The sequence below is a fragment of the Streptomyces sp. GQFP genome (assembly GCF_021545335.1).
In the GTDB taxonomy this organism is placed as follows: Bacteria; Actinomycetota; Actinomycetes; order Streptomycetales; family Streptomycetaceae; genus Streptomyces.
Window position 1 is genome coordinate 5,598,801 of sequence record NZ_CP089312.1, and the last position, 12,425, is coordinate 5,611,225.

Consider the following 12,425-nt stretch of genomic DNA (forward strand, 5'->3'; position numbering starts at 1 on the left):
GGCTCAGTGATCGGCGGCGGCCGTGTCCGTCTCCGAGGCCGAGGTGCTCGGGGTCGCCCCCGCCGCAGCCGTCTCGGCGGCCCCGGTCGGGGTCGGGGACCCGGACGTCTCCGGCTCCGCGGAGGTGGACGGTGAGGCACCGGTCTCCGCCGGGGCCGTCGGAACCTCGGTCGGGCCCCACGAGGAGAAGAAGCTCTCCGCCGGGACGACGAACGCGCGCAGGCTCACGTCACCGGTCTCGCTGAAGGCGAAGGTGATCTTCTGCGCGTTGCCGTCCTTGACCGCCTCACGGCTGCTCGGCAGCACGGCCGACGCGTTGTTCGCGCCGCCGATGACGAGCGAACCGCCGGCCGGGATGCTCAGGCTCCCGCCCTTCGCGGCCGTCAACTCGGCGGTCTTGCCGGTGCCGGGGACGGTGATCGACTCCAGCGTCTGGGCGGTCGTACCGCTGTTGAACACCGTCGCGGAGACGGCGGCCGGGCCGGTCGACTCCAGCTCCGGCTGGGTGATGATGACGACGTTCTGCAGCTTGATGTCACCGACGGAGGTGGCCGCGTTGTCCGGCTTGATCTCCAGCGTCTGGGCGTTGTTTCCGGCTGCGCACCCGGCGAGCGTGGCGACCGAGAACGCGAGGGCGGATGCGGCGAGGGCGCCGCGTCGAAGGCTGCTGCTCACGGCGGCGGCAACTCCTTGGAACGCGCGGGCAGCTCCTTGTAAAGCCACCCTAAGTGTCTGTCAGCGGCCTTAGGTTACCGAGCCGTTCCCACGCCACCGCACCCGACCCGCCTCTAACGACGGACGGGGGTGGTGGCGTGGGAGTGCGGGGCTGTCCGCAAGAGCCACTTCGACATTCACATTTACCGTGAAGGAATGAAGGGTTCGGAAATTGATCACCCGTAGATCACCAAGCGGTGATCAATTCCGGATTCGTCGTACAGCCGACTCCGCTCACCGAACGGAGTAGCGTAAGTCGCACACTTGGAAGCGGACATAAGTGGATGTTTGGTCGTCCGGCGGGGTCTCCAGGTGTGTGTAACGCCCGGGTTTCACTTCGTTCGGAGAGCCGCTCCGACCTGCGAATACCCCCCTCCCGTTCGCCTCCGGGGCCCTTCCGAAGCACGTTCCTGTCGCTGTTGTCAAGCCCCGAGATATGCCCTGACCTGCGAAAACGCCATTCAGAAGCGGCCGTTTCCGTGTTACCCTGGATAGCCACGGAAGGGGTACCTGTCACATGACGTTCAAGGTTGGCGACACCGTGGTCTATCCCCATCACGGGGCCGCGCTGATCGAGGCCATCGAAACTCGCCAGATCAAAGGCGTGGACAAGACCTACTTGGTGCTGAAGGTCGCCCAGGGTGACCTGACTGTACGTGTGCCAGCGGACAATGCGGAGTTCGTCGGCGTACGTGACGTGGTCGGTCAGGACGGGCTGGACCGGGTCTTCGAGGTGCTGCGCGCTCCGTATGCCGAGGAGCCCACGAACTGGTCACGTCGCTACAAGGCAAATCTGGAGAAGCTCGCCTCCGGTGATGTCATCAAGGTCGCGGAAGTCGTACGTGACCTGTGGCGTCGTGAGCGGGAGCGCGGACTGTCCGCCGGTGAGAAGCGCATGCTCGCCAAGGCTCGCCAGATCCTGGTGAGTGAGCTCGCGCTCGCGGAGAACACGAACGAGGACAAGGCCGAAGCACTGCTCGACGAGGTGCTCGCGTCCTGACCCTGACTGAACTCAGGCCCTGAAAAGCCCACTGGGTTCAGGCAGCACACTGAAAATGCCGCGGTGCCCGATGACGTATCCAATGTCGCCGGGCGCTGCGGCATGTTCGTGCCCGGAAGTAAATTCTCCAGCACCCATTGAACTTTGAACTGAAGAGCACCCACTGAAGCCGTCAGTAGTACCGACGTACTGATATTGGTGCCGGGCCCGGAGACCGCTCGACCGGATGTCACGGAAGGGTCCGATCGAGGCTCGCGCCCGGCACTCCTCCAGGCCATACCCACGAGGGCTCGGCACACAAACCTGACAGGAACCGATGTCTGACGAATCGCGCCCCACACCGCCCGGGGCACGTACGGCCGCCGTCATTCCGGCCGCCGGCCGGGGCGTACGCCTCGGTCCGGGCGCCCCCAAGGCGCTTCGCGCGCTGAACGGCACGCCCATGCTCATCCACGCGGTGCGCGCGATGGCCGCGTCCCGTGCCGTCTCCCTGGTCGTCGTCGTGGCCCCGCCGGACGGCGCCGCCGAGGTGAAGACCCTCCTCGACGCTCACGCGCTCCCAGACCGCACCGACTTCCTGGTCGTCCCCGGCGGCGAGTCCAGGCAGGAGTCGGTGAAGCTCGGCCTGGACGCCCTCCCGCCCGGCATCGACATCGTCCTCGTCCACGACGCCGCCCGCCCGCTCGTCCCGGTGGACACCGTGGACGCGGTGATCGAGGCGGTACGGGAGGGCGCGCAGGCCGTCGTCCCCGCGCTGCCGCTCGCGGACACCGTCAAGGAGGTCGAGCCCGCCACGACGCCCGGCGAACCGGAGCCGGTGCTGGCGACGCCGGAGCGGGCGCGACTGCGGGCGGTCCAGACACCGCAGGGCTTCGCGCGCGACACCCTGGTCCGGGCCCACGAGACGGTGACCGAGAACGTCACCGACGACGCGAGCATGGTCGAACAGCTGGGCCTGCGGGTGGTGGTCGTGCCCGGGCACGAGGAGGCGTTCAAGGTGACGCGGCCGCTGGATCTGGTGCTGGCGGAAGCGGTACTGGCCCGGAGGAGGCTCAACGATGGCTTCTGAGAGCCAGTTCCCGGTGCTGCCCCAGGTCGGCATCGGTACCGACATTCACGCTTTCGAGGAGGGCCGGGAGCTGTGGTGCGCCGGCCTGAAGTGGGAGGGCGAGGGGGCGGGCCTCGCGGGCCACTCCGACGCGGACGTCGTCGCCCACGCGGCGTGCAACGCGCTGTTCTCGGCGGCGGGGCTTGGTGACCTGGGCCAGCACTTCGGCACCGGGCGGCCGGAGTGGTCCGGGGCGTCCGGGGTCACGCTGCTGACGGAGGCGGCGCGGATCGTACGGGCGGCGGGGTTCACGATCGGCAATGTCGCGGTGCAGGTGGTGGGGCCGCGGCCGAAGATCGGGAAGCGGCGCGAGGAGGCGCAGAAGGTGTTGTCGGAGGCGGTGGGGGCGCCGGTCTCGGTCTCCGGCGCGACGACGGACGGCCTCGGCTTCCCGGGCCGCGGCGAGGGCCTGATGGCGGTGGCGACGGCCCTGGTGGCCCGACTGGGCTGAGGTCCAGTGTCCTCGCCCCCGCCGCCCCTACCCGTCCCATCCCTGGGGGCTGCGCCCCCAGACCCCCCTTTCGGCCTGAACGGCCTCGTCCTCAAACGCCGGACGGGCTGGGTGGGGGTGCGGGCGGCGTTCGAGGACGACCGCCGCTCAGCCCACCCTTTCCCCGCCCACCCGCCCCCGCCGCACTTCAGCACCGGCCCGCGCATCTCAGCCCGTCCGGCGATTGAGGACGAGCGCGTTCAGCGCGATACGGGGGTTCGGGGGCGGAGCCCCCGAGGGATGGGACGGGTAGGGGCGGCGGGGGCGAATGTCACGAATACGTGGCCTTGTGGGTAAGGGTCGCCGGGCACTCCGTGTGGGCCACTACCCTTGTCTCGTGACCATTCGCCTGTACGACACCAGCGCCCGGCAGATCCGTGACTTCGCCCCGCTCGCGCCGGGTTGTGTCTCGATCTACCTCTGTGGCGCCACCGTGCAGGCCGCCCCCCACATCGGGCATATCCGCTCTGGCCTCAACTTCGACATCCTGCGCCGCTGGTTCACGTACCGCGGATACGACGTCACCTTCATCCGCAACGTCACCGACATCGACGACAAGATCATCAGGAAGGCCGACGAACAGGGCCGCCCCTGGTGGTCCATCGGCTTCGAGAACGAGCGCGCCTTCAACGACGGGTACAGCGCGCTCGGCTGCCTCCCCCCGACCTACGAACCGCGTGCCACCGGGCACGTGACCGAGATGGTCGAGATGATGCGCGGCCTCATCGAACGCGGACACGCGTACGAGGCCGACGGCAACGTCTACTTCGACGTGCGCTCCTTCCCCGGCTACCTGCAGCTGTCCAACCAGGAACTCGACAACCTGCTCCAGCCCTCGGGGGACGGCGAGACCGGCAAGCGCGACCTCCGTGACTTCGCCATGTGGAAGGCCGTAAAGCCTGGTGAGCCGAGCTGGGAGACACCCTGGGGGCGGGGACGGCCCGGCTGGCATCTCGAGTGCTCCGCCATGGCCCACAAGTACCTGGGTACCGCCTTCGACATCCACGGCGGCGGCCTCGACCTGATCTTCCCCCACCACGAGAACGAGATCGCCCAGGCCAAGGCCTTCGGCGACGACTTCGCCGCGTACTGGGTGCACAACGCCTGGGTCACCATGAGCGGCGAGAAGATGTCGAAGTCCCTCGGCAACTCCGTCCTCGTCAGCGAGATGGTCAAGACCTGGCGGCCCATCGTCCTGCGCTACTACCTCGGCACCCCGCACTACCGCTCGATGATCGAGTACAGCGAAGAAGCCCTGCGCGAGGCCGAGTCGGCGTTCGCCCGGATCGAGGGCTTCGTGCAGCGTGTCGTCGAGAAGGCCGGGGGTGTCGTCGAGCCCGCCGCCGAGGTGCCGCCCGCCTTCGCCGAGGCCATGGACGACGACCTGGGCGTGCCGCAGGCCCTCGCCGTCGTGCACACCACCGTCCGGCAGGGCAACTCCGCCCTCGCCGCCGACGACAAGGAAGCCGCCGTGGCCCGCCTCGCCGAGGTGCGCGCCATGCTCGGCGTCCTCGGCCTCGACCCCCTCGACCCGCACTGGGCCGGGGACGGCGCGGACCGCGGCGAGGATCTGCACGGGGTCGTCGACAGCCTCGTACGACTGGTCCTCGATCAGCGCGAGGCGGCCCGTGGACGCAAGGACTGGGGCACCGCCGACGCCATCCGCGACCAGCTCAACCAGTCGGGGCTCGTCATCGAGGACGGCCCGCAGGGGCCGCGCTGGAGCCTGGGCCCGCGCTGAGCATTTCCCCGCAAATTCCCCACAAACACGTACATCTCCTTGATCGATTGTGCCGCCCGGGCCCCCGGGCGGCACACTCATAGACGTACACACGCACGCCTTCACACAGACAGGTAGGTCATGGCCGCTAACAACCGCCGCATGTCCGGCAAGAAGGGCGCGCAGGTCGGCAGTGGCGGCCAGCGGCGCCGGGGGCTCGAAGGCAAGGGGCCGACGCCGCCCGCCGAGATGCGCAAGGGGCACAAGAAGAACCGTATTGCCGGTGCGAAGGCCAAGCAGATCCAGCGGCGGCCCGCACCCAAGGGACGCGGCGGGAAGGCCTCCTCCGAACTCGTCGTCGGGCGCAACTCGGTCGTCGAGGCGCTCCGCGAGGGCGTGCCGGCCTCGATGCTGTACGTCCAGCAGTTCATCGACAACGACGAGCGGGTGCGGGAAGCGCTCCAGCTGGCCGGTGAGCGCGGCGGCATCCATCTCATGGAGGCTCCGCGTCCCGAGCTGGACCGCATGACCAACGGGCTCAACCACCAGGGGCTCGTCCTCCAGGTCCCGCCGTACGAGTACGCCCACCCCGAGGACCTCGCCAACGCCGCCTACGACAACGGCGTCGACCCGCTCATCGTCGTCCTCGACGGTGTCACCGACCCGCGCAACCTCGGCGCCGTCGTCCGCTCCGTCTCCGCCTTCGGCGGCCACGGCGTCGTCGTGCCCGAGCGGCGCGCCGCCGGCATGACCGCCGGCGCCTGGAAGACCTCCGCCGGCGCCGCCGCCCGTACGCCCGTCGCCCGCGCCACCAATCTGACGCGCACCCTGGAGGCGTACCAGAAGGCGGGCATCGTGGTGGTCGGGCTGGCCGCCGACGGGGACGCCGAGGTCGGCGAGCTGCCCGCGCTCGGCGGGCCCGTCGTCATCGTCGTCGGCAGCGAGGGCAAGGGACTGTCCCGGCTGGTCGGGGAGACCTGCGACCACCTCGTCCGCATCCCGATGCCCGGCGGCACCGAGTCCCTCAACGCCGGTGTCGCGGCCGGGATCGTGCTCTACGAGGCGGCCCGCCGACGCGCCTGAACACGCGTGCGCGACGTCACCCGTACGGGCGGATCCGGGCGGGTGACGTGACCTTGACGCGGTCCGGACACATCCGCCAAGTCAAAGCAGTGTCCTAACCACACGTCACTCGGTTAGATGAGTGTGGACACCAGAACACCGTCGGGATACGACGACGCTCCCGCGCTGAGCATGGTGAAAGTGCCGAGCGATCCGGCGCAGGTCATCGTCAACCATGCGAGCTTCCGCGTGCAGTTGGGGGCCTCGACGCGGCGGGCCGCACCGTCGTCCCGCGTCGCCCGGCACCTCAGCGCCTCCGAGGACACGGCTCGCATCCCCGTCGTCGGCGCCGGCGGCGCCACGCCCGGCCGCCGCCGCGCGGTCGTCTGGAGCGGGAAGTCCGCACCCGACGACACCGGCGCGCACCGGCTGCTCCAGGCCGTACGGGGCTCCAGCGTGCGCCACGGCGAACAGCCGCCGACCGCCGACGCCGGAGCGACGCAGGTCATCCCCCGCATCGGCGACGACGACCTCGACTACGCCGGCAGCACCCTCGACCAGACCGTCGAGACGCCCATCGTCGGCAGCCAGCGCACCCACGGCCCCGACTCCGGCCGCCTCCTCCCCAACATGCGCACCGTCGGCAGCGCGTACGAGGAGCCCGGGTACGACGACTCCGGGTACGGCCAATCCGGCTATGGGGACGCCGAGTTCGACGAGGACGGCTACGAACGGCGCACCGGCGCCAAGCGTCACGCGGGCGACCCGGTCCGGCACGCCTATTACCCCGGCCGCCGGATGAACCTCGGCGTCGTCCTGCTCCCGCTGCGCATCTTCCTCGGCTTCATCTCCATCTACGCCGGCATGGGCAAGCTCTGCGACCCCGTCTACTTCGACGGCGGCAAACGCGGCTCCATGATGAAGTGGCTCAACACCCTGCACCCCTGGGAAGTCGCCGAGCCGCTACGGCAGTTCGCGCTCCAGCACCCCGTCGGCTCCGGCCTCGTCATCGCCTTCCTCCAGGTCATCGTGGGCGTCCTCACGGTCCTGGGCCTGTGGCAGCGGGTCGCCGCGGTCGGCGGCGCCCTGCTCTCCGCCGCACTGCTCGTCACCGTCAGCTGGAAGAGCGTCCCCGTCTACGACGCCCCCGACATCATCTACCTGGCCGCCTGGTCGCCACTGATCATCGCCGGCGCCCCCGTCTACTCCATCGACGGCCGCCTCGCGGGCAGCGCCTGGCGACGCCTCGGACCCCGTACGGACATCTGGGAGCTGCGCAGTTACGTCCTGCGGCGCGGCGCCCTCGTCACCGCCGTCGTCGTCGGGCTCACGCTCCTCATCGGCTCGCTCCTCGGCGGCGCCGTCCGCGACGCCGACCGCGTGGTCGTCCCCGGCCCCGGCGAGGCCCCGCGCAACGAACTCCCCGGCTCCCCGCTCCCCGAGGAGTCCGGCGAACGGCAGGCCTCGAAGAGCCCCTCGGCGGCCACCAAGTCGCCGACGCAGGACGCGACTTCGGCGACTCCCACGACAGGCGACGCCGCGACCACCCCCGAGGAGGCCCGCGAGAGCGGCAGCGTCACCGGAAGCCGGCCCAGCCAGACCCAGGGCAGCGACGGCGGCGGCCAGGCCCCGCCGCAGCAGACCACCCCGGTCCAGGAGGCGCCCAGCACCAGCGCCGGACCGTCCTCGTCGGGCGGCTCCACGGGCACGCCGGGCGGCACCAGCGGCGGCTCCACGGGCGGCAGCACCGGCGGAAGCGGCGACGGCAGCACCGGGGGCTCCTCGACGGGGCAGCCGGGGCTGGTGGGTGGCCTTCTGGGCTAGCAGCGGTAGTTGAGCGAATGGGGTCCCGCGCTGTCACAGCGCGGGACCCCATTGACGTACGTAATTGATGTATGCGCAAAGGCCGTTGGTGAACCGTCGGCTCAACGGCCCAGCGCAGCCAACTCCTTCGCGGCCTCCGTGAGGTCCTTCGCGGTGTCGATGGCGCGCCAGTAGGCGCCGTGCGGGATCGGGAAGCCGGCCAGGCGGCGTTCGCGGGCCAGGTGGGGGAACGTGGTGCGCTCGTGGTCGCCGCGCTCCGGGAGCAGGGCGGCGAACTCGGGGGAGAAGACGTACACGCCCGCGTTGATCTCGAAGGTCGACGGAGGGGACTCTATGAAGTCCGTGATCTGACCGAAGCCGTCCGTCTGGACGGCGCCCCACGGCAGCCGCGGACGGGCCAGCGCGAGGGTCGCGACGGCGTCCCGCTCGGCGTGGAAGTCGGCCATGTCGCGCAGCGAGAAGCGGGTCCAGATGTCGCCGTTGGTGGCGTACCAGGGCCGGTCCGGGGCGGGGAGGTGCGCGGCGGCGTACTTGAGGCCGCCGCCACGGCCGAGGGGTTCCGTCTCGACGACCGTCGTGACGTTCAGCGGCAGGTCGGTCGTCTCCAGCCACTTCTGGAGGACCTCGGCGAGATGACCGCAGCTGACGACGACGTCCGTCACGCCCTCCTCGGCCAGCCAGACGAGCTGGTGGCCGATGATCGGCGTTCCCGTGCCGGGGATCTCGACCATCGGCTTGGGGCGGTCGTCGGTGTACGGACGGAGCCTGGAGCCCTGGCCTCCTGCCAGGACCACGGCTTGAGTGGGGCGTGTCGTGGCTTGGGGAGCGGTCATGCCATGAACTTTACGGTGCGCTCCGCGGGGGCTGCGGGTCCGGTGGGGGCTGGGCGCGCAGTTCCCCGCGCCCCTGTGGGCAACGCCCCTACGGGGCTGCCCACAGGGGCCTGTGACGCTGCTAGCTGTGGGCCGCTGCCACCCCTGTCGCGAAGGACGTGTCGCAGACCGGGCGGGAGTACGACTGCGCTCGCGACGGGCCGTACACGCGGACCGCGGCGCGGCCGAGGGCGCGGGCGATCGACGTGCAGTGCTTCGCCAGGGACGGTTGGCCGTTCACCGCCTGCTGGAGGTGGGTGAGGGCGGTGCCGGGGTCCTTGTCCTGGAGTTCCAGGAGCAGTTGGTCGCGCAGGACGTCCTGGGGGGCGGGGGCAGCGGCGGCTCGGGCGGCCAGGTCCTCGGAGGACGCCGTGAGCACCGAGTCCGAGGGATTCCCCGACCAGTTGACTCGGGTGACCGCGAGGGTCCCGGACAGCACCAGGACGACGGGCAGGACAAGGGCGAGGCTACGGCCGATCCGGCGGGCGGGGCCACGGCCACTTCGCGTCAGTTGGTTAGTGGAGTGCTTCACGCGAGTGAGGGTAGCGCTCGGTGCTGATTTGGCGACATTTAGTCACCAATTTGGGGGATGAATTGGTGCCGTTCACTGGGTATGGCGTTGACGCACGTGATTCGAAATGACCGGTGTGCCGGGGTATCGGGCGCACGGTTCATGGGTATGGGAAAGGGCCCCGCGGCAAGCCGCGGGGCCCTTCGCCGATCAGGTCGGGTCTCAGTCGGTGAGGCGCTCGCCCGTGGAGGTCGAGAACACGTGGATCTCGCCCGGACGCGGGACGACGTGCAGCGTGGCGCCCTTGTCCGGGACGGCACGGCCGCTGACGCGGACGACCAGGTCCTTGAGGTCGTCGCCGACCTTGGCGCTGCCGTACACGTAACCGTCGGCGCCCAGCTCCTCGACGACGTTCACGGAGACGGCGAGACCGGCCGGAGCGTCCTCGGTGGCCTTGGTCAGGGCGTCGGCGGCGGCACCGTTGTGCTCGACGACGTCGAAGTGCTCGGGACGGACGCCGACCGTGACAGTGGTGTCACCCTTGTCGGCGGCGGCCTTGAGGGCCTCGCGGTTGACCGGGACGACCGAGTTGCCGAACTTCACACCGCCGTCGGTGATCGGGACCTCGATCAGGTTCATGGCGGGGGAGCCGATGAAGCCGGCCACGAAGAGGTTCTTGGGGCGGTCGTACATGTTGCGCGGCGAGTCGACCTGCTGGAGCAGACCGTCCTTCAGTACGGCGACCCGGTCGCCCATGGTCATGGCCTCGACCTGGTCGTGGGTGACGTACACGGTGGTGATGCCGAGACGGCGCTGCAGCGAGGCGATCTGCGTACGGGTCGAGACACGGAGCTTGGCGTCGAGGTTCGACAGCGGCTCGTCCATGAGGAAGACCTGGGGCTCACGCACGATGGCACGACCCATGGCGACACGCTGACGCTGACCACCGGAGAGCGCCTTCGGCTTGCGGGCCAGGTAGTCGGTGAGGTCGAGGATCTTCGCCGCGTCCTCGACCTTCTGGCGGATCTCGGCCTTGTTCACGCCGGCGATCTTGAGCGCGAAGCCCATGTTGTCGGCGACGGTCATGTGCGGGTACAGCGCGTAGTTCTGGAACACCATCGCGATGTCCCGGTCCTTGGGCGGCAGGTGCGTGACGTCGCGGTCACCGATGTGGATCGAACCGGCGTTCACGTCCTCAAGACCCGCGAGCATCCGCAGGGAGGTGGACTTTCCGCAACCGGAGGGACCGACGAGGACGAGGAACTCGCCATCCGCGACATCGAGCTCAAGCTGGTCGACGGCGGGCTTGTCGCCACCCGGGTAGATGCGGGTCGCCTTGTTGAACGAAACAGTGGCCATGGTGATGGGCCCCCTTCTACCGGCAGGAACGTGCCGGACGATCCGTTGTAGGAAGGTGGTGTAGTCCACATACGCGGACTGAAACTGGACGGTACCTGGGGATTCGGGTTCTGTCAGTAGTTGGGGGAGTGTGAACTTCGCGGAAATTTTCGAGGCGGAAACTCACGAGAAGTCAGAGCACCGCACTTTTGACCTCGCCTGAAGGCTTCCTGCTTCATCACGCACCGCCGACGCACACAGCTCTCATGAACTGCGCCCGAACGGTCTTACACGCGCTCCACAGGCGTTCCGGCCGACGGCCCGTCGGTCCGTACCACCCAGCCGTCCCTAAGCGGCCAGCGAGCAGTCATCCTCCAGCTCCGACGCCCTGATCACAGCCGGAACCTTCTTCGAGGGCGGCAGCCCGGCCGCCACCAGCCAATACAGCCGTAGCCCCTCGTCCCGAAGGTTCACGGCGGCGTTCACATCCCGGTCATGGACGACTCCGCACTCGGCACACGTCCACTCCCGGACCGAGACATCCAACTTCGGCCCCTTGCTGTGACAGGCGGAACAACGCCGCGTCGAGGGGAAGAAACGGTCGACGATCACCAGCGTCCGGCCGTACCACTCGCACTTGTACCGCAGCTGCCGCACCAACTCACCCCATCCGGCATCGAGGATCGCCTCGTTCAGCTTCGCCTTCCGCCGACGACCCTTGCCACGCGCCGGACGCATCAGATTCGCAACGGCCAGATCCTCCACCACGAGCACTTGGTTCTCGCGCACCAGGCGGGTCGTGAACTGGTCCAACAGATCCCTGCGTACGTCACTGATGAGCGCGTAGAGCCGCGCGATCCTCCGCCTCACCTTGTCGCGGTTGGCCGAACCTCTCACCTTCTGGTGCAGCTCCCGCTGCAACCGGGCCAACTTCTCCGCGTACCGCCTCAACAGCCGCGGATGATCGACCTTCGTCCCGTCATCCAGGGTGACGAGCGACGCCAGCCCCAGATCCAGCCCCACAGCCTTCGGCGCCCGCGACCCCGGCACGAAGGCGGCGGGCAGAGGCGCAATTCGTTCCTCCACGAGCGTCGACACGAAGTAGCGCCCGGCCCGGTCCCGCGTCACCGACAAACGCACCGGCACGACCCCCACGGGCAGCGCCCGCGACCACCGAACATCCAACGGCCCTGACTGCTTCGCCAGCGTGATGAGCCCTGTGCCTGGCCGCTCCGGATCCTCCACCCACTTGAAACCGGTCCGGACGTAGGTCGCCGAATCCCGTGAACGCCCCTTCTTCTTCCGGCGCGGATACTTCCCGGAGCCCTTGAAGAACCGGCCATAAGCCTGATCGAGATGCCGCAACGACTGCTGAAGCACCGTCGACGACACCTCCCCCAGCCACGCCGTCTGTTCGGCCCGCTTCCACCCCGTCAACGCCCGGCACGACTCCGCGAAGCCCACATTCACCCGGTGCCGCTCCCAGGCCCCGGCCCGCAACGCCAGCCCCTCGTTGTAGACCCACCGACAGGCACCGAACGTCTTCGCCAGCTGCTCCGCCTGCTCGGCGGTCGGAGAGAAGCGGAAGCGGTACAAGCGGTGCTGCGTGTCCGGTTCTTTGACGTGTGCCTTCAGTGGAGTCGCCGCGCGCTTGTGGTGCTTGCGGCGGTCGCCGATCCCGAGGGCCTCGCGCTTGATGCGCTTGCCCTCTTCGCCCTTCACTGCTTCCGGCCTCGGCTTGCACGCCGACTCCCCCGGCTCCACCATGATCCCCTCCCTGACGATC

11 protein-coding genes are annotated in these 12,425 nt (G+C 69.4%); 6 read left to right on the forward strand and 5 right to left on the reverse strand.

The genetic code is table 11. The features are described 5' to 3' along the window. Positions 1-3: 3 nt before the first annotated feature. Positions 4-675 carry a DUF461 domain-containing protein gene (locus LUX31_RS24980; RefSeq protein ID WP_235477187.1) on the reverse strand — a complete coding sequence of 224 codons (672 nt, stop codon included), beginning with the start codon at positions 673-675 and terminating at the stop codon, positions 4-6. Between the two features lie 556 nt (positions 676-1,231). On the opposite strand from LUX31_RS24980, the gene LUX31_RS24985 reads away from it, so the two are divergent. From LUX31_RS24985 to LUX31_RS25010, 6 genes are all read left to right on the forward strand, one after another. Next, a complete protein-coding gene (locus tag LUX31_RS24985) occupies positions 1,232-1,714 on the forward strand; it encodes a CarD family transcriptional regulator (protein WP_003953493.1) in 483 nt (160 codons plus the stop codon). A 316-nt stretch (positions 1,715-2,030) separates the two neighbouring features. Further along, on the forward strand, positions 2,031-2,783 hold the full coding sequence (gene ispD, locus LUX31_RS24990; protein ID WP_235477188.1) for a 2-C-methyl-D-erythritol 4-phosphate cytidylyltransferase: 753 nt from the start codon (positions 2,031-2,033) through the stop codon (positions 2,781-2,783). Then, positions 2,773-3,273 carry a 2-C-methyl-D-erythritol 2,4-cyclodiphosphate synthase gene (gene ispF / locus LUX31_RS24995; RefSeq protein WP_235477189.1) on the forward strand — a complete coding sequence of 167 codons (501 nt, stop codon included), beginning with the start codon at positions 2,773-2,775 and terminating at the stop codon, positions 3,271-3,273. The genes ispD and ispF overlap by 11 nt, the downstream gene beginning before the upstream one ends. Positions 3,274-3,649: 376 nt before the next feature. Beyond that, positions 3,650-5,053: a cysteine--tRNA ligase gene (cysS, locus tag LUX31_RS25000; RefSeq protein ID WP_235477190.1), complete on the forward strand. Its 1,404-nt coding sequence runs from the start codon at positions 3,650-3,652 to the stop codon at positions 5,051-5,053. 120 nt (positions 5,054-5,173) lie between these two features. Further along, the gene (gene rlmB / locus LUX31_RS25005) at positions 5,174-6,115 is read left to right on the forward strand and encodes a 23S rRNA (guanosine(2251)-2'-O)-methyltransferase RlmB (RefSeq protein WP_235477191.1); all 942 of its coding nucleotides are present in this window, start codon (positions 5,174-5,176) and stop codon (positions 6,113-6,115) included. A gap of 117 nt (positions 6,116-6,232) precedes the next feature. Beyond that, entirely contained in the window at positions 6,233-7,918 is a 1,686-nt protein-coding gene (locus LUX31_RS25010; RefSeq protein WP_235477192.1) for a DoxX family protein, read from the forward strand. 101 nt (positions 7,919-8,019) lie between these two features. Here LUX31_RS25010 and LUX31_RS25015 read toward each other — a convergent pair whose 3' ends face one another. The 4 genes from LUX31_RS25015 to LUX31_RS25030 form a co-directional block, all read right to left on the reverse strand. Further along, positions 8,020-8,751, reverse strand: coding sequence for a nucleotidyltransferase family protein (locus LUX31_RS25015; protein WP_235477193.1), 732 nt, complete (start codon positions 8,749-8,751; stop codon positions 8,020-8,022). A 121-nt stretch (positions 8,752-8,872) separates the two neighbouring features. Then, entirely contained in the window at positions 8,873-9,322 is a 450-nt protein-coding gene (locus LUX31_RS25020) for a hypothetical protein (protein WP_235477194.1), read from the reverse strand. 201 nt (positions 9,323-9,523) lie between these two features. After that, positions 9,524-10,660, reverse strand: a complete 1,137-nt coding sequence (locus LUX31_RS25025; protein WP_235477195.1) for an ABC transporter ATP-binding protein — start codon at positions 10,658-10,660, stop codon at positions 9,524-9,526. 327 nt (positions 10,661-10,987) lie between these two features. Beyond that, positions 10,988-12,406 carry an RNA-guided endonuclease InsQ/TnpB family protein gene (locus LUX31_RS25030; protein WP_235477196.1) on the reverse strand — a complete coding sequence of 473 codons (1,419 nt, stop codon included), beginning with the start codon at positions 12,404-12,406 and terminating at the stop codon, positions 10,988-10,990. Positions 12,407-12,425: the final 19 nt, after the last annotated feature.